Source organism: Achromobacter pestifer, assembly GCF_013267355.1.
Classification (GTDB): domain Bacteria; phylum Pseudomonadota; class Gammaproteobacteria; order Burkholderiales; family Burkholderiaceae_B; genus Achromobacter; species Achromobacter pestifer_A.
The window spans coordinates 664,252-681,902 of record NZ_CP053985.1 but is presented as its reverse complement, the minus strand read 5'-3'; the positions used below and the strand labels follow the sequence as shown (position 1 = coordinate 681,902).

The 17,651-nt window shown below is 67.0% G+C and carries 14 protein-coding genes; 10 read left to right on the top strand and 4 right to left on the bottom strand.

Annotation, left to right across the window (positions count from 1 at the left end; genetic code table 11):
• Positions 1-2 precede the first annotated feature (2 nt).
• Complete coding sequence (gene cynR / locus FOC84_RS03580) at positions 3-914, bottom strand: transcriptional regulator CynR (RefSeq protein ID WP_173143210.1); 912 nt, start codon at positions 912-914, stop codon at positions 3-5.
• A gap of 157 nt (positions 915-1,071) precedes the next feature.
• Between cynR and FOC84_RS03575 the strand changes: the two genes are divergently transcribed.
• The 4 genes from FOC84_RS03575 (at position 1,072) to FOC84_RS03560 (ending at position 5,522) form a co-directional block, all read left to right on the top strand.
• Complete coding sequence (locus FOC84_RS03575; protein ID WP_173143209.1) at positions 1,072-2,298, top strand: muconate cycloisomerase family protein; 1,227 nt, start codon at positions 1,072-1,074, stop codon at positions 2,296-2,298.
• Between the two features lie 42 nt (positions 2,299-2,340).
• Positions 2,341-3,255, top strand: coding sequence for a dioxygenase (locus tag FOC84_RS03570; protein WP_173143208.1), 915 nt, complete (start codon positions 2,341-2,343; stop codon positions 3,253-3,255).
• Between the two features lie 109 nt (positions 3,256-3,364).
• A complete protein-coding gene (locus tag FOC84_RS03565; protein WP_173143207.1) occupies positions 3,365-4,711 on the top strand; it encodes an MFS transporter in 1,347 nt (448 codons plus the stop codon).
• A 22-nt stretch (positions 4,712-4,733) separates the two neighbouring features.
• Entirely contained in the window at positions 4,734-5,522 is a 789-nt protein-coding gene (locus tag FOC84_RS03560; protein WP_173143206.1) for a 1,6-dihydroxycyclohexa-2,4-diene-1-carboxylate dehydrogenase, read from the top strand.
• A 13-nt stretch (positions 5,523-5,535) separates the two neighbouring features.
• Here the strand turns inward: FOC84_RS03560 and FOC84_RS03555 are convergent, their stop codons facing one another.
• Positions 5,536-6,474 carry a LysR family transcriptional regulator gene (locus FOC84_RS03555; protein ID WP_173143205.1) on the bottom strand — a complete coding sequence of 313 codons (939 nt, stop codon included), beginning with the start codon at positions 6,472-6,474 and terminating at the stop codon, positions 5,536-5,538.
• A gap of 127 nt (positions 6,475-6,601) precedes the next feature.
• On the opposite strand from FOC84_RS03555, the gene FOC84_RS03550 reads away from it, so the two are divergent.
• Together FOC84_RS03550 and FOC84_RS03545 are read left to right on the top strand one after the other, a co-directional pair.
• Positions 6,602-7,585, top strand: a complete 984-nt coding sequence (locus FOC84_RS03550) for a Bug family tripartite tricarboxylate transporter substrate binding protein (RefSeq protein WP_173143204.1) — start codon at positions 6,602-6,604, stop codon at positions 7,583-7,585.
• Between the two features lie 43 nt (positions 7,586-7,628).
• Positions 7,629-9,053: a M20 family metallopeptidase gene (locus tag FOC84_RS03545; RefSeq protein WP_173143203.1), complete on the top strand. Its 1,425-nt coding sequence runs from the start codon at positions 7,629-7,631 to the stop codon at positions 9,051-9,053.
• Between the two features lie 40 nt (positions 9,054-9,093).
• On the opposite strand, the gene FOC84_RS03540 is transcribed toward FOC84_RS03545, so the two are convergent.
• The gene (locus tag FOC84_RS03540; RefSeq protein WP_173143202.1) at positions 9,094-9,720 is read right to left on the bottom strand and encodes a TIGR00730 family Rossman fold protein; all 627 of its coding nucleotides are present in this window, start codon (positions 9,718-9,720) and stop codon (positions 9,094-9,096) included.
• A gap of 64 nt (positions 9,721-9,784) precedes the next feature.
• Here FOC84_RS03540 and polA point away from each other — a divergent pair, with 64 nt between their 5' ends.
• The 3 genes from polA to FOC84_RS03525 all read left to right on the top strand — a co-directional run bounded on the left by polA (position 9,785) and on the right by FOC84_RS03525 (position 14,320).
• Complete coding sequence (polA, locus tag FOC84_RS03535) at positions 9,785-12,502, top strand: DNA polymerase I (RefSeq protein WP_173143201.1); 2,718 nt, start codon at positions 9,785-9,787, stop codon at positions 12,500-12,502.
• 117 nt (positions 12,503-12,619) lie between these two features.
• A complete protein-coding gene (locus FOC84_RS03530; RefSeq protein WP_173143200.1) occupies positions 12,620-13,459 on the top strand; it encodes a ZIP family metal transporter in 840 nt (279 codons plus the stop codon).
• Between the two features lie 72 nt (positions 13,460-13,531).
• Positions 13,532-14,320 carry a dienelactone hydrolase family protein gene (locus FOC84_RS03525; protein WP_173143199.1) on the top strand — a complete coding sequence of 263 codons (789 nt, stop codon included), beginning with the start codon at positions 13,532-13,534 and terminating at the stop codon, positions 14,318-14,320.
• Positions 14,321-14,393: 73 nt separating this feature from the next.
• Here FOC84_RS03525 and FOC84_RS03520 read toward each other — a convergent pair whose 3' ends face one another.
• A complete protein-coding gene (locus FOC84_RS03520; protein ID WP_173143198.1) occupies positions 14,394-16,055 on the bottom strand; it encodes a Na/Pi cotransporter family protein in 1,662 nt (553 codons plus the stop codon).
• A gap of 175 nt (positions 16,056-16,230) precedes the next feature.
• On the opposite strand from FOC84_RS03520, the gene FOC84_RS03515 reads away from it, so the two are divergent.
• Positions 16,231-17,622 carry an L-serine ammonia-lyase gene (locus FOC84_RS03515; protein ID WP_173143197.1) on the top strand — a complete coding sequence of 464 codons (1,392 nt, stop codon included), beginning with the start codon at positions 16,231-16,233 and terminating at the stop codon, positions 17,620-17,622.
• Positions 17,623-17,651 lie beyond the last annotated feature (29 nt).

Below are 17,651 nucleotides of genomic sequence, written 5' to 3'. Positions count from 1 at the left end.
CCTCAGTGGCTGGAAGCGGCTACCGCGCCCGGCAGCCGCTGCACCGCGTCCAGCAGCCGGGCGGCGAATTCCTGCGCCGCCCGGCTGCGCGAGGCTTCCTTGCGCCACAGGATGGCCGCCCGGCGGATGGTGGTCGGGTCGGTCAGGGCGATGCTCGTCAACCCCGATCCGGCCGCACCCGCCGCATGCTCGGCGGCGATGGTCGCCAATTCGCCCTGCCGGCTCAGGTGGATAAGGGCGTCGACCGATTCCATCTCTACCCGCACCTCGGGTATCAAGCCGGCCTGGGCGCAGGCCGCGTCTATCATGCGGCGCGTGGCGAAGCTGCGCGGTAGCAGCGCCAACGGCACGCCCGCGAGATCACGCATGCGCAGGCTGCGCCGCGAGGCCAGCGGGTGGTTCTTGCCGACCACCACCTGCAGGCGTTCGTCGAACAGGGGTTGCGCCTCGATTTCCTCGCGCAGCGCCGGATGGAAGGAAATGCCCAGGTCCAGCTGGCCGCTGACCAGCAGGTCTTCGATGGGGCCGGCCCGCAGATCGCGCACCTGGATCTGGACCTTGGGGAATGCCAGGCTGAAGCTGGCCACGGCGTCCGGCACGAAATGGGTCAGGAACGTGGGGATGACGCCTATGGTCAGCGATCCAGCCTGCAAGCCCGCCAGATCCGCCAGGGCCATTTTCCCGGCTTCGACTTCCTGCAAGGCCCGGCTGGCGTGGTCGCGCAGCACCCGGCCCGCCTGCGACAGGCGCAACCCCCTGCCGATACGGTCGAACAAGGGCATGCCCAACTCTTCTTCCAGCTGGCGCAGGCCGTGCGACAGGGTGGATTGGGTGACGTGCAGGGCGTCGGCTGAACGGGTCAGGTGCTCGGTTTCCGCGACGCTGAGAAAGTAGCGTAGCTGGCGCAGTTCCATCGGCGGGACTCCTGGTGCAAAGCCGGAACGGACGGTCAATGATGGGTGGACTTATCATTCGATGATATCGAACAATAAATGCAATATAAATCATTGGATGCAAAACCGGCCGGGCCCTAATCTTGCCTGTATCACTCATGGCAGGGCTATAGGCTTTATGACATCCGTTTCGACCCAGGCTCCGATCACGCCGGACGATGCCTCCTGGCGCATCGAGCGCATCCACGCAAGAATCGTCGACATCCCGACGATCCGGCCGCACAAGTTCTCGTTCGGCGCCATCAACCGGCAAAGCCCGGTCATCGTGCAGCTGTGGCTGGCCAACGGCGCTTGCGGTTTTGGCGAGGCGGCCACGATAGGCGGACCGTCCTGGAACGAGGAGTCGCCCGAAACCATCCTGCACGCGATCCAGAACTATCTGGCTCCCGCCGTCAATGGCGCCGATGCGCGCAGGTTCGCCGAACACATCAATCGCTTCGACGCCGTCTGCAAGGGCAATGCGTTTGCCAAGAGCGCGGTGGAAATGGCGTTGATCGATGCGGTGGCGCGCAGCCTGGGCGTGCCGGCCTGGCAACTGCTGGGCGGCAAGCGCATCGAACGCCTGCCGCTGGCCTGGACGCTTGCCAGCGGCGATTCGCAGCGCGATCTGGAGGAGGCCGAGCAGATGATGCAGGCACGCCGCCATCGCCTGTTCAAGCTCAAGATCGGCGCGCGCAGCCCGGCGGACGACGTGGCGCACGTGACCCGCATCGCGCGCGGCCTGGACGGCCGCGCCGACATGACGGTGGACGTCAACCAGGCCTGGGATGGCAACACGGCCCGCCGCTATCTGCCGCAGCTGGTAGAGGCCGGCGTGACGCTGATCGAACAGCCCGTGGCGAAGTGGGACGTGCAGGCCCTGCGCGAGGCGACGCAGTCGCTGGGGTCGGCCGCGCTGATCATGGCGGACGAAACCGTGTGCTCCGCGCAGGACGCCTACATGCTGGCCTCGCAGCGCGCCTGCCATGTGTTTTCCCTGAAGGTCGCCAAGCATGGCGGGCTGCTGCGCACGCGCGAAGTCGCGGCCGTGGCGCAAGCCGCGGGCATAGGCTGGTACGGCGGCACCATGCTGGAGACTTCGCTCGGAAGCGCGGCTTCCGCGCATGTGTTCTCCACGTTGTCGGACCAGCACCACGGTTGCGAACTGTTCGGACCGCAGTTGCTGGTCGACGACATCGTCGAGCAGCCCATGGCCGTGCGCGACTACGAACTCCAACTACCCGACGGCCCAGGCTTTGGCGTCGTCGTGGATGAAAAACGGCTGGAACGTTTCGACCGGGCGAGGGCAGGCCTGACGCCCACCACGGTCGACTTCGGCCGCCGCGGCGAGGCTGCCGCGACCTGACCCACCAGTTTTCCGATCATTCCAAAAGGCAGGAGACGCATCATGGCTGAATTTACCCAGCAACAACTACTGGACCTGGTCAACAGCTCCCAGGTCAATCCGGGCAACGACCGGGTCCGGCAGATCACGCAGCGCATCGTGTCGGACCTGTTCCGCGCGATCGACGATCTCGACATCAAGCCCGACGAGTTCTGGGCGGGCGTGGATTGGCTCGCGCGCCTGGGCGCCGGCGGCCAGCTTGGATTGATCACGGCCGGCCTGGGCTTTGACCGCCTGATCGACATCCGCGAGGAAGAAGCCGACGAGGCCGCCGGCCGCGCCGCGGGCACGCCGCGCGCGATCGAGGGGCCGCTCTACATCGCGGGCGCGCCGTTGTCCGACGGCGAGGCGCGCCTGGACGAGGATCCGGCAGCCGGCACGGTGCTGGTGATGGAAGGGCAGGTGCGCGACGTGGACGGCAATCCCGTCGCCGGCGCGCTGGTGGACGTCTGGCACGCCAACGAGCTGGGGCGTTATTCGCACTTCGATCCCGACCAGGCGGACTACCATCTGCGCCGCAAGATCAAGACCGACGCGCAAGGCCGCTACCGATTCCGCAGCTTTATTCCGCCGGGTTATGCGATTCCGCCGAATAGCCCCACTTCCGAACTGTTCGTGGCGCTGGGCCGCCATGGCAACCGGCCGGCCCACATCCACTTCCTGGTGGCTGCCGAAGGCCAGCGCACTCTGACCACGCAGGTCAACATCCCGGGCGACACTTTCCTGGATGACGACTTCGCCTTCGCCACGCGCGACGGGCTGGTGGTCGAACTGCAGCCCAATACGCCGGCCGCCGGCTATGAGAGCCTGGGCGTGAACGCGCCGTTCACGCGCGTCTGTTTCGACTTCGTGGTGCAGCCGGCGCTGGATGCCGACGAGGCCCGCCCGCAAGCCCGCATGGACCGCGCCACCGCCTGAGCAATGCACGGGCGGCGCCCGCGCGGCGCCGCCATTTCCCCCCAAGAAACCACCTAGAACAACCCGCAGGCGCGAGGCCGGGTTCGGCCGCGCCATGGAGACAACCATCATGACCGCGACTTCCAGCTGGTCGATTCCGACGCTCATCGACCAGGAGCGACTGGGCGCCTTTCAATGGCGCGTGCTGATCCTGTGCTTTCTGATCGCGCTGTTCGACGGATTCGACACACAGGCGATCGCCTTCACCGGGCCCGCGATCCTGGCTGCCTTCGATCTGAAGGCAGGCGCGCTGGCGCCCATCCTCACCGCCGGCATCGTCGGCATGACGGTGGGCGCCATGACCCTGGGCCTGATCGGCGACCGCATCGGCCGCCGTCCGGCCATCATGCTCGGCCTGGCCTTGTTCGGCCTGTCCACGCTGGCCACGGCCTGGGCCACCGACACCACCCACATCCTGGTGCTGCGCTTCATCGCCGGCCTGGGCATGGGCGGCTGCACGCCGGTGTTGCTGGCGCTGGCCGCCGAGTACGGTCCAGCCCGTTTGCGCGGGGCCATCATGACCGGCGTGCTGCTGGGCCTGCCCGCGGGCGCCATGCTGGGCGGCCTGCTGGCCGCCCGCATGCTGCCCGTCATCGGCTGGGAAGGCATCTTCATCGTCGGCGGCCTGGCGCCGCTGGCCTTGCTGGCCGTCGCGGCCGTGATGCTGCCCGAGTCGCTGTACTTCAAGGCCACGCGCCGCGATCCGGAAAGCCAGCGCTACATCGCGCGCATCCTGTCGGTGATATCGAGCCGCAAGCTGGGCGCGGACACGCAATTCACCGTGCCCGAGGAATCCGTCTCCCGCGCCGGCGTGGGCGCATTGTTCTCGGGCGGCCACGGCGGCAAGACCGTGGCGATCTGGGCGGTGTACCTGCTGAACTGGGTCGCGTGGTTCATGCTGCTGTCGTGGCTGCCCACGGTGCTGAAGGCCGCGGGCCTGCCCGCCGAACAGGCTCCCATGGGCACCGTCATCGTCAATGCCGTTTTCATCATCTGCGCGATTCCGCTGTCCTTCGTGTTGCCGCGCGTCAATACCCGGCGGCTGTTGGGCGGCATGTTCGCCCTGGGCATCGCGGTGGCCGTCGGCCTGAGCCAGGCCGGCGACAACTGGACGCTGGTGTTCATCCTGGTCGGCGCGGCAGGCTTCGGCATAGGCGGTCAGCAGATCGCGCTGAACTACCTGGTCGTGGGCGCCTATCCGACCGCCTTGCGCGCCACCGCCACCGGCTGGGCCATCGGCATGGGCCGCGCGGGCGCGATCGCGGGTTCGGCCATCGGCGGCAGCTTCCTGGCCTGGGGCGGACCGTCGGGATTTTTCATGGCGCTGGCCGTGCCCCTGGCGGTCGCGGCCCTGGCGGTGCTGAGCCTCAAGCTCAAGCACGCGCGGCCCGACGGCGCGCTATCGGCTGCCCATTGAAATCTGCAAGGACGAATCAAACATGAGCACACATCAACGCTTCGAGGGCCTGGTGGCCCTGGTCACCGGCGCCGCCCAGGGCGTGGGCCGGGCGACGGCCAGAAGGTTGGCGGCCGAGGGCGCGCACGTTGTCGTGGTGGACCGGGCAGAGGAGCAGGGCGCCGCGGTTGCCGAGGAAATCCGGGCCGCGGGCGGGCTCGCCCGTTTCGTGCAGGCCGATCTTGAAACCCACGCGGGCGCGCAGTCCATGGTGCGGGCCGCGCTGGAAATCAACGGCCGCATCGACGTGTCGGTGCACAACGTGGGCGGTACGATCTGGACCCGGCCGTTCTGGGAATACACGCCCGAGCAGATGCAGCGCGAAGTCAACCGTTCGCTGTGGCCCACCTTGTGGTCTTGCCGCGAAATCATCCCGGTGATGCGGGCGCAGGGCGCGGGCGCCATCGTCAACGTGGGCTCGAACGCCACGCGCGGCATCTACCGGGTGCCGTATTCGGCCTCCAAGGGCGGCGTGCACGCCGCCACCGTCTGCATGGCGCTGGAGCTGGCGAAGTCCGGCGTGCGCGTCAATTGCGTGTCGCCGGGCGCGCTGGACAACGGCGTGCGCGCGATCCCGCGCAACCACGAAGCGCCGTCCGCGCAGGAGACCGCCTGGGTCGGCGAGATGTATGCCTCCTGCCTACGGGACACGCCGCAGGATCGCCTGGGCCAGGCCGAAGAGGTCGCTGCGGCGATCTGCTTCATGGCCGCGCCCGAGGCGTCCTACATCACCGGGCAGATCATGTACGTGGCCGGCGGCGACATAGGCTGAAGACCAGGCTGGCTCAGCGGGCCTTGGGTCCGGCCGCCAGCCAGTCCAGGAAATCGCGGCCCGGCCCCTGGTCGCGCGCGATCGCGCCTATGGGCTGGAACGAGCCCGGCGATTCGATGCGCACGCGCTGGAAATGCCCGTGCTGCATGTACCAGTTGCCCAGGGTCTGGGGCACCATCGCCAGGGCTTGCTGGGCCTGCATGACGGCGATGAGCAGCGGCATGGGCGGGGCGGCGCTGCTCAGCCTGCATAGCCGCGGCAACACGCCGGCGCGTTCGAAGAAGGCCTTGAACACCGCATGGATGGCCAGTTCGGGGCGGGGTTCTATCCATAGCTGGGAGGCCACCTGCGCCAGCGTGGGCGCGACGTCGGGATCCAGCAGCGGGTGGCCGGCGGCGGCCACGATCACCGCCGCGTCGTCCTGCAGCGGCACGAATTTCAGGCCGGCGGGGATCGCCTCCGGACGCCGGCACAGCAGCATGTCCAGGCTGCCGCCGGCCGCTTGCGGCAGCAGTTGTTCGCGGCTGCCTTCCACCACTTCCACTTGCAGTCCCGGGCGCGCCTTCATATAGGCGGGCAGGCGTTCGGCCAGCAAGCCGCCGCTGGCGGCCGGTATGGCGCCCAGGCGCAGATGGCCGGTGGCGCCTTGGCGCAGGGCCGCCACCGAATCCGTGGACGCGCGCAGCGTCGTCAACATGCTGCGGGCGCACTCGGCCATGAGCTGGCCGCTGCGCGTGGTGCGCATGCCGCGGGCATGGCGCTCGAACAGCTTTACGCCCAGCAGATCCTCGATATCGGCCAGCGCATGGGTGGCCGCCGGCTGGCTCAGGCCGATATGGTTGGCCGCCTGCTGGATGCTGCCCAGGTCGGCGATGCTGGCCAGCAATTGCAGGTGGCGCAGGCGCCCCTTGGCGAGCAGGCGGGACAGCAGGGTGGCGGGGGCGACGTCCATGGCGCAGACAAGTTAGTTATTCAAAACACGAATATATGCACCTATTAATGTATTTGAAATAAGGATATGCCCTGGACACAATGCAGCGATCCCTTACATCGCTTCCGTTCCCAGGAGTGGCTGGTCCATGAAGTCCCGTTTGCTGCATGCGCTTGTTTGCGCCGTAACTCTTAGTGCTTCGTCCCTGGCCGCCGCTCAGGGCGCCTATCCTTCCCAGCCTGTCCGGCTGATTGTGCCGTTCGCGCCCGGCGGATCCACGGACGCGCTGGCCCGCGCGGTGGCCGAGGGCCTGCGCAAGGAACTGGGCCAGAGCGTGGTGGTGGAGAACCGCGCCGGCGCGGGCGGCCTGCTCGGCACCGAGGCGGTGGCGCGGGCCGAACCCGACGGCTACACGCTGGGCATGGCCACGGTCAGCACCATGGCGGTCAATCCCCTGCTGTATGGCACCAAGCGCGTCAACCCCGAAACGCAGCTGAAACCGGTGGCCTCGGTGGCGACGGTGCCGGTTGTGTGGATGGTGAATCCGGCGTTTCCGGCGCAGGATTTCGCGCAGTTCCTGGCCGAGCTGCGGGCCCATCCGGGCAAGTACTCGTTTGGCTCACCCGGCGTGGGTTCGCTCGGGCACCTGAACCTGGCGGCCATGAACGCGGATCTGAAGGTCGATGTCCTGCACGTGCCGTACCGCGGCATGGGTCCGGCGCTGACCGCCGCGGTGGGCGGCGAAGTGCAGGTGCAGCAGGATCAGTACGCGTCCGCGCAATCGCTGGTCAAGGCCGGCAAGCTGCGCGCCATCGCCGTGTCCGCGCCCGCCCGGATGCCTGACATGCCGGACCTGCCGACCATGACGGAACTGGGCTATCCGCAGCTGAACGCGCTGGGCCAGACCTGGTTCGGCCTGGTCGTGCCCGCCGCAACGCCCGATGCCGTGGTGCAGCGCCTGAATCAGGCCGCGGTGCGTGCGCTGGCCGATCCGGCGCTGGTGCAGCGCCTGGCGGGCATGGGCGCGCAGCCCGACGCCGGCACGCCGCAGGCCTTCGCCGAGCGCATAGCGCAGACGCTGGCCGCCAATCGCAAAATCATTGAAACTGCCGGCATCAAGCTCGACGAGTGACCTGACCGGTTTTTTCCCCGCCATTACAGCCACAGGAGAAACAATGGGTGCCATCGACAAACTTGCGCCGTTCATCGACGCGCGCAGCGAGCGCTACGCGGAACTGAGCGACCGCATCTGGAGCCTGGCCGAACTGCGCTACGACGAGCACAAGTCCGCCGAGCTGCACATCGCCATGCTGGAAGAAGCCGGCTTTCGCGTCACGCGCGACGCCGCCGGCATTCCCACCGCCTTCGTGGCCGAGGCCGGCAGCGGCGGCCCGGTGATCGGCATCCTGGGCGAGTACGACGCGCTGTCTGGCCTGAGCCAGGAAAGCGGCGCCTATGCCTGCCAGCCTTCGCCGGAAACACCCAATGGCAACGGCCACGGCTGCGGTCACCATTTGCTGGGCACGGCCGCGCATTTCGCCGCGGTGGCGGTGAAGGAGTTCCTGGAGGCCAACGGCCTGCCCGGCACCATCCGTTTCTACGGCTGTCCGGCGGAAGAGGGCGGTTCGGGCAAGACCTTCATGGCGCGCGCGGGCCTGTTCGATGACGTGGACGCCGCGCTGACCTGGCATCCCGCCTCGCACACGGGGATCTTCCACCAGTCCTCGCTGGCCAACATCCAGGCTTATTTCCGCTTCCGCGGCGTTGCGGCGCACGCGGCCAATTCGCCGCACCTGGGCCGCAGCGCGCTGGACGCGGTCGAGCTGATGAACGTGGGCGTCAACTACCTGCGCGAGCACATGGTGCCGGATGCGCGCGTGCACTACGCCGTGACCAACAGCGGCGGCATTTCACCGAACGTGGTGCAGGCCCGCGCCGAAGTGCTGTACCTGGTGCGCGCACCAATCAATTCGCAGGCGTCCGAACTGTACGAGCGCGTGCAGAACGTGGCGCGCGGTGCGGCTTTGATGACGGGCTGCGAACTGGAAATCGTGTTCGACAAGGCCTGCTCGAACTACATTCCCAATGGCGTGCTCAACCAGATCATGCATGCCAACATGCTGGCGCTGCAGGGGCCGGATTACAACGCGGGCGAACAGCAGGCCGCGCGCCGCATGTGGGATTCGATCTCCGCCGACGACATCGACAACGCCGGCAAGAACCTGGGCGCGGTGCTGCGCAATCCCACGCCGCTGTTCACCGGCGTGGCGCCCTACGAACCCGGCAAGGCCGAGATCACCTACGGCTCCACCGACGTGGGCGACGTGAGCTGGGTCGCGCCCACCGCGCAATGCTGGGGCGCCTGCTACGCCTACGGCACGCCGTTCCATTCCTGGCAGATGGTGGCGCAGGGCAAGATGTCCATGGCGCACAAGGGCATGGTGCACGCGGCCAAGATCATCGCGGCGACCGCCGCCGATCTGTACACGCAGCCCGAGGCGCTGGCGCGCGCCAAGGAAGAACTGGTGGAAACGCGCCGCGGGCAGCCTTACGTCTGCCCGATTCCGGCGGATGTGCTGCCCTCGTTCATGCGAAAGTAATTGCTGGGAGCGGGGCGGCGCAAGGCCGCCCCGGTTGCCGTCAGGCCGGCAAGGACGGCGCGTATTGCGCGTCCGAATTGACCTTCGCGTGGAATTCCACCACCTTGCGCACCACCTTCACGGGATCGTCTTCGATGATGAAGAGATCCAGGTCGTGCGCGCCTATCATGCCATTGGCCAGCACCTGGCCGCCCAGCCATTCGACCAGGCCGGACCAGTACTCGCTGCCCACCAGCACGATGGGAGCGGCGGGGACCTTGCCCGTCTGGATGAGCGTCAGCGCTTCGAAGAGTTCATCCAGGGTACCGAAACCGCCAGGCATCGCCACATAGGCGAAGCTGTGCATGAAGAAGGTTGCCTTGCGCGAGAAAAAATACTCGAATGACAGGCTGATGGTTTGGTATTCGTTGTTGTGCGCTTCGTGGGGCAGGCTGATGTTCAGACCGATGCTGGTGCCGCCTGCTTCGAACGCGCCCTTGTTGGCTGCCTCCATGATGCCGGGACCGCCGCCGGCGATCACCGCGAAACCCGCTTCCGCCAGAGCGGCGGAAATTGCGACGGTGGTTTCATAGTGGGGGGAATTACGGCTGACTCGCGCACTGCCGAAGACGCTGACAGCAGGCCCGATGTTCGCGAGCTTGTCTGCCGCCGTCCGTATCTCTGACATAATCAGCGGAATTTGTTTGTTGGCGGGTGTTTCCGCAGCTATTGCCATATCTGCCTTTGTAACCATGAAAAAAACCTTATTACTGGTCGACGGTTCAAGTTACTTGTACCGCGCTTTCCACGCTATGCCTGATTTGCGCAACGCGCAAGGCGAACCCACGGGGGCGCTCTACGGCGTGGTGAATATGCTGCGCAAACTTGTCTCTGATCATAAGGCAGAGTATGCCGCATGTATTTTCGATGCCCGCGGCAAGACCTTCCGTGACGATCTCTATCCGGAATACAAGTCGCACCGCCCGCCCATGCCGGAAGACCTGGCCGCGCAGATCGAGCCTATCCACCGAGCGGTGCGCGCGCTGGGCTGGCCGGTGCTGGCCATCGAAGGCGTCGAGGCCGACGATGTGATCGGCACCCTGGCCAAACGCGCTGCCGAGCACGACGTGCACACCATCGTGTCCACCGGCGACAAGGACCTGGCGCAGTTGGTCAACAGCCATGTCACCCTGGTCAATACGATGACGGGCGAAGTGCTGGACGAGGCCGGCGTGGTCAACAAGTTCGGCGTTCCGCCCGACCGCATCGTGGACTACCTGATGCTGGTGGGCGACACGGTGGACAATGTTCCCGGCGTGACCAAGGTGGGCCCCAAGACCGCCGTCAAATGGCTTACGGAATTCGGCTCGATAGACAAGCTGGTGGAAGGCGCTGAAGACATCAAGGGCGTGGCGGGCAGCAACCTGCGCGAAGCCATTCCCAACTTCCCGCTGACGCGCCAGCTGCTGACCGTGAAGTACGACTGCGACCTGGCCGGCCATGTGGATGCCGTGGACGACCTGACGCCGCGCCCGCGCGATGATGCGACGCTGACCGAACTTTATGAACGCTACGGTTTCCGCACCTGGCTGCGCGACCTGACCGGCGACGCCGAGCGCGTGCCGGCGGGCGACGCCCGCGTTGCGCACGAGGCGCCCGCCGCGCCTGTGGAACTCGATTATCAGATCATTTCCGATTGGGCCGCGTTCGATGCCTGGATGGAAAAGCTGAAAGACGTGCCCCTGGTCGCGCTGGACACCGAGACCACCTCGCTGGACGAAATGCAGGCCAGGATGGTGGGCATGTCGCTGGCGGTATCGCCCGGCGTGGCGTGCTACATCCCGGTCGCGCACCGCGGCCCGGACAACGCGCCGCAACTGCCCAAGGCCGAGGTGCTGGCGCGCCTGAAGCCCTGGCTGGAGGATGCGTCGCGCGCCAAGCTGTTGCACCACGCCAAGTACGATGCGCACGTGTTTGCCAACGAAGGCATCAAGCTGGCCGGCATCACCGAAGACACGATGCTGCAGGCTTACGTGCTGGAATCGCACCGCGGCGTGGGCCTGAACGACCTGGCCCAGCGCTACCTGGGCCGCGGCGGCGTGTCCTACGAGGACCTCTGCGGCAAGGGCGCCAAGCAGATCGGCTTCGATGAAGTGGCGGTCGACAAGGCCGGCCATTACGCCGCCGAGGACTCGGACTTCACCTTGCAGCTGCACCAGGTGCTGCGCCCGATGGTGGCGGCCGACGAAGGGTTGAACCGCATCTACCAGCTGGAAATGCAGGTGTCCTCGGTGCTGACCACGGTCGAGCGCAATGGTGTCAAGGTGGATGCCGCGGAACTCGGTCGCCAGAGCCACAAGCTGGGCCAGGAAATGCTGCTGCTGGAACAGAAGGCCTATGAACTGGCCGGCCAGCCCTTCAACCTGAATTCCCCCAAGCAATTGGGTGAGATCCTGTTCGGCCGCATGCAGCTGCCGGTGGTGCGCAAGACCGCCAGCGGCGCGCCGTCCACCGACGAAGAGGTGCTGAGCAAGCTGGCGCAGGACTATCCGCTGCCGCAGGTTCTGCTGGAGTACCGCGGCCTGTCCAAGCTGAAGTCCACCTACACGGACAAGCTGCCGCGCATGATCAACCCGGACACCGGGCGGGTGCACACGCATTACTCGCAGGCCGCGGTGATCACGGGCCGCCTGGCTTCGTCCGATCCGAACCTGCAGAACATCCCTGTGCGCACTGCAGCCGGCCGGCGCGTGCGCGAGGCGTTCATCGCCGAACAGGGCATGCTGTTGTCGGCGGACTATTCCCAGATCGAGCTGCGCATCATGGCGCACGTCTCGGACGACGCCAACCTGCAGCGCGCCTTCGCCGCCGGCGAGGATATCCACCGCGCCACGGCCTCCGAAGTGTTCGGCGTGTCGCTGGCCGATGTCTCCACCGAACAGCGCCGCGCCGCCAAGGCCATCAACTTCGGCCTGATCTACGGCATGGGGGTGTTCGGCCTGGCGTCCAACCTGGGCATCACCCGCGATGCCGCGCAGGCCTACATCGACCGCTATTTCGCCCGCTACCCCGGCGTGGCGATGTACATGGACGATACCCGCCGCCGCGCGCGCGAGCAGGGCTACGTGGAAACCGTTTTCGGGCGCCGCCTGCAGCTGCCGGAAATCCGCGGCGCCTCCGGCCCGCGCCGCCAGGCGGCCGAACGCGCCGCCATCAACGCGCCCATGCAGGGCACGGCGGCCGACCTGATCAAGATGGCCATGATCGCGGTGCAGGACTGGCTGGAAACCGAAAAGTTGCAGACGCGCATGATCATGCAGGTGCACGATGAACTGGTACTGGAAGCGCCCGACGCCGAACTGGAACGGGTCAAGGAAGCGCTGCCGCGCCTGATGTGCGATGTGGCATCCCTGCGCGTGCCGCTGGTGGCCGAGGTGGGCATGGGCAAGAACTGGGAGCAGGCCCACTAGGGCCGGAAGCACCCCGTCGGCAGGAAGCGTGGGCCGCCCTGGGGCGGCCCATTTCCGTTTTTTGATTTGAAACAATATAATGTTGCGCTTCCCCCGCCTCTAAAGCGTCCCCCCAAAATGTTGCTGCTCTGGATTTTGCTCGCCACCGTCACCGGCGGGCTTATCGCCGTCCTGGTCGCCAGCTGGCTGGCCTACAAGGTTTTCGCGCAATATCTGCACCACATGGTCAGCCTGTCGGTGGGGGTGCTGCTGTCGGTGGCCCTGCTGCATCTGCTGCCCGAGGCCTTCGAGACCGGCGTGGGCGATGCCCACGTGCTATTCGGCCTGATGCTGGCGTCCTTGATCGGCTTCTTCGTGCTGGAGAAGATCGCGCTGCTGCGGCACAGCCATCACCACGAGGGCGACGGCCACCACCACCACAAGGGCCACGACCGCCACGAGGCGGGCCGGGGCGGCGTGCTGATCCTGATCGGCAGTTCGCTGCATAACCTGTGCGACGGCGTGCTGGTGGCGGCGGCCTTTCTGACCGACCCGCTGCTGGGCGTGCTGACCGCGGCTTCCATCATCGTCCACGAAGTGCCGCACAAGCTGGGTGACTTCGTGGTGCTGCTCAACGCGGGCCTGGCGCGCCGCCGCGCGTTCTCGCTGATCCTCTTCACCAGCTTGTGTTCAGCCGTGGGCGGCATAATAGGGTACTTCGTGCTGCAGCAGGCGCAGGAGTGGGTGCCGTATGTACTGGTGGTTGCAGCCAGCAGCTTCCTCTATATCTCGGTGGCCGACCTGATGCCGCAAATGCACGAACGGGTATCCCTGGCCGATGCCGTCCCGCAGTTGCTGCTGGTCGGCGTGGGCGTGGCGCTGATCTACAGCGTCACCACGGCGATGCACCACGGGCACGACCATGAGGCCGAAACCGGCCAGGGCGCGCCGCAAGTGGAGCATGTCCACCGGCACTAGGATCGGCGCGGGGCCATGCAGGCGCTGGCGGGATATCCGGCTTGGTTGATCATCCCTACACAGGAGTTCTTCATGAGTTTTTCCGCCGCAGCCGGCAATGTCGCGCCCACCGTGATCCATACGGACACCCAGGGGCTGGTCCACGGAGATTTCAAGCTGCCCGTGGCCGACGGCACGATCGCCGCCTATTACGCCGCGCCCGAAGGCAAGCGCGACCTGCCCATCGTGCTGGTGGTGCAGGAAATCTTCGGCGTGCACGAGCACGTCAAGGACCTGTGCCGCCGGGTCGCCAAGGCCGGCTACCTCGCCGTCGCCGCCAATCTCTACGAACGCCAGGGCGACGCGTCGGTCTACACCGACATCCCCAAACTCATCGCCGAACTGGTCAGCAAGGTGCCGGACGAGCAGGTCTTTGCCGACCTGGACGCCAGCGTGGCCTGGGCGGCCGCGCACGGCGGTGACGTCAAGCGCGTGGCCGTGACGGGCTTCTGCTGGGGCGGCCGCCTGACCTGGATGTACGCCGCGCACAATCCCGACGTGAAGGCGGGCGTGGCCTGGTACGGCAAGCTCAGCGTGGGCCATGGCCCGCTGATCAAGCGTTTCGCCTTCGATGTGGTCAACGACCTGCACGCGCCGGTGCTGGGCCTGTACGGCGGCAAGGACGCCAGCATCCCGCTGGCCGATGTCGAAACCATGAAGGCCAAGCTGGCCGACGGCAACGACAACGCCCGGCGCTCGGAATTCGTGGTGTACCCCGAGGCCGACCACGCCTTCCTGGCGGACTATCGCGCCAGCTACAAGGCCGAGGCCGCGCAGGACGGCTGGAAGCGCATGCTGGAGTGGTTCAAGCGTTATTTGTAGGATGCCGGGCAGCGAAAACTGCCCGGGCGCACAGTTGAAAAAGCCGACCAGAAGGTCGGCTTTTTCATGCTGCTCAGTTGCCGGCTTCGCGCAGGCGGCTGGGCAGCAGCTCGCCGTGGCGAGCCAGCAGAGGGTAGGCGGCCGCCCCCACCAGATGGGAATTGATGCCCTTCATGTCGCGCAGGATATCCAGGTACAGCGCGCCCACCTCGGCGGCATCGACCTCGCCCCCTTTGATTTTCTGCAGGTGCGTGTCCGCCGCGTTGGTCTCGATCGAGCGGAAGCGCGCTTTTTCGCCTGCCAGCGCACGGGCCTGGCGCAGGTCGTCGTTGACGAACAGGGCGGCGGCGGTGCGCTGGTTGGAGATAAGCTGGCCCAGCGTGTCGTCCAGGCTGGCGCGCTGCTCGGGCGAAAAGACCCAGCCCTGCTTGCGCAGTTTGCCGATGTGGCTGAGCAGGCCGTGGTTGGCGATGTCGCCGGCATGGCCGATATTGCTGGTGAAGGCCAGGATGTCGTCCAGGCGCTGGATGTCCTCGCGCGTCATGTTCTCCTGGTCCAGGGTGGCCAGGTAGGTCGTGATGGCGTTCTCCAGCTTGTCCAGCGCGGCGTCCAACTGGCGCGCCTGCACCATGCGGTGGCGGTTGTCACGCTTGAAGCCGGCGCGGGCGTAGAGCAGCAGGGTCTGCAGCATGTCGGCCATGCGCAGGGCTTCGCGCGCCGCGTTGCCCAGGGCCACGGCCGGCACGTCGTGGGCCCATTCGTCCAGGTACTGGGGGCGCGACGGATCGTTCGGATCCGCGCGCTTGGGCAGCCAGCGGGTCAGCAGGGCGGCGTAGGGCGTCAGCAGCGGCAGGAACACCAGCGCGATGACGGCGTTGAACAGCGTGTGGAAGTTGGCCACGGCGCGGGCCGGGTCGGATGCCAGTTCGCTCATCATCGGCTGCAGGTAGGGCAGCAGCATCAGGCCGGCCAGCACGCCCAGCACCCGCGTCAGCAGGTTGCCCAGCGGCAGGCGGCGGGCGGCGGGGTCGTCGCCGGTCACGCCTTCGATCATGGGGTTGATGGCGGTGCCCAGGTTGGCCCCCAGCACCAGCGCAAACGCGACGTGAGGCGCCACCATGTGATGGCTGGCCAGGGACATGACCAGCACCACCACGGCCACGCTGGAATGTGCCGCCCAGGTGAAGGCGGCCGCCAACAGCACGGTAGCCACGGGTTGGGTCGACAGCGCGTCCAGGATCATGCCCAGCATGGGCGCGGTCTGGAACGGCTGGAACAGTTCGACCAGTTGGTGCAGCGACAGCAGCAAGAGGCCCAGGCCGATGAAGACCCGGCCCAGATCGCGGGTGCGCCCCGGCGGATAGCGGCGGAACATCCACACGCCCACCAGGATCAGGATGGGGGCGAGGGAGGTCAGGTCGAAGGACAGCAGTTGGACGATCAGGGTGGTGCCGACGTTGGCGCCCAGCATGGCGGCCAGGGCCGGCGCCAGGCCGACGACCCCGCCGGCCGCGAAGCCGGTGATCATCAGGCCGGTAGCCGTGCTGCTCTGCAATGCGGCGGTGATGCCGAGCCCGGCGGCGAAGGCCCGCAGCCGGGTGCCGAGCGCCTTGCCCAATGCCGCGCCCAGCGCGGCCCCGAAGGCGCGCTGCACGCCTGTTTGGACCATGTGCACGCCCCACAGGAGGAGGGCGACGTAGCCGGCGAAGTCAAGCAGGGTAATGAGTCCGGACATCCTGGCGTGTTTCCATTCTTTTATGACAAGTAATAATTCTGTAATGATCGCATGCGCGGTGCTGCCGGGGGAACCTGTCCCCGCAATACAGCATACGCCTGCCGGGGCTTTGCTGCGTGCGGCTTTGCCAGCGCGTATCATTGACTGATCATTTGCAGATGCACTGGAGTTTTGCGTGGCCGTTTCCGTATTCGACCTGTTCAAGATAGGCATAGGCCCGTCTAGCTCCCATACGGTGGGACCCATGCGGGCCGCCCTGTTGTTCGCGCAAGGCCTGGAACGCGACGGGCTCATGCCCAGCGTGGCCGCGGTGCGCGCCGAGCTCTACGGGTCGCTGGGCGCCACTGGCAAGGGCCACGGCACCGACAAGGGCGTGCTGCTGGGCCTGATGGGCGAAGCGCCCGACACCGTCGACCCTGCCGCCATTGCCGGCATGGTCGCGTCGGTGCGCGCCAGCCGCCAGTTGCCGCTGTTGGGACGCCATCCGGTTCCTTTCATCGAAAAGGAACACATGATGTTCTACCGCCGCGAAGCCATGGCGGAGCATCCTAACGGCATGAAGTTTCACGCCTTTGACGCCAATGGCGAGTCGCTGCGCGAGGCCCGCTACCTGTCGGTGGGTGGCGGCTTCGTGGTGACGGCCGGCGCGTCCAACAGCCAGGTCATCGCCGCGCACGACCAATTGCCGTACCCGTTCCGCATGGGCCGCGAGCTGATGGCCATGTGCCGCGAGAACGGCCTGACGGTGGCGCAGCTGATGATGAAGAACGAGCTGACCTGGCGCGACGAGGCCGAGGTGCACGCCGGGCTGGACCGCATCTGGCAGGTGATGCAGGACTGCGTGTCGCGCGGCTGTGGCATCAATTACCCCGAAGCGGACGGCGAACTGCCCGGCCCCTTGCGCGTGCGCCGCCGCGCGCCCGAGCTGTACCGCAATCTGACTCAGCGCGCCGAGCGCACGCTGTCCGATCCCCTGTCCGTGATGGACTGGGTCAATCTGTACGCCATGGCGGTCAACGAAGAGAACGCCGCGGGCGGGCGCGTGGTGACGGCGCCGACCAACGGCGCGGCCGGCATCATCCCCGCCGTGCTGCACTACTACGACCGCTTCGTGCCCGGCTCCAACCGCGAGGGCGTGCGCGATTTCCTGCTGACCGCGGCGGCCGTGGGCCTGCTGTACAAGTACAACGCCTCGCTGTCGGGCGCCGAGGTCGGCTGCCAGGGCGAGGTCGGCGTGGCCTGCTCGATGGCGGCGGGCGGCCTGGCCGCGGCCCTGGGCGGCACGGTCGAACAGGTCGAGAACGCGGCCGAGATCGGCATGGAGCACAACCTGGGCCTGACCTGCGACCCCGTGGGCGGCCTGGTCCAGATTCCCTGTATCGAGCGCAATGCCATGGCCTCCATCAAGGCCGTGAACGCCGCCCGCATGGCGCTGCGCGGCGACGGCCAGCATTACGTGTCGCTGGATTCCGTCATCAAGACCATGCGCGAAACCGGCGCCGACATGAAGACCAAGTACAAGGAAACCGCGCGCGGCGGGCTGGCGGTGAACATCGTCGAGTGCTGAGCGGTCCGCGGGGCGAGCGCCCAAGAAAA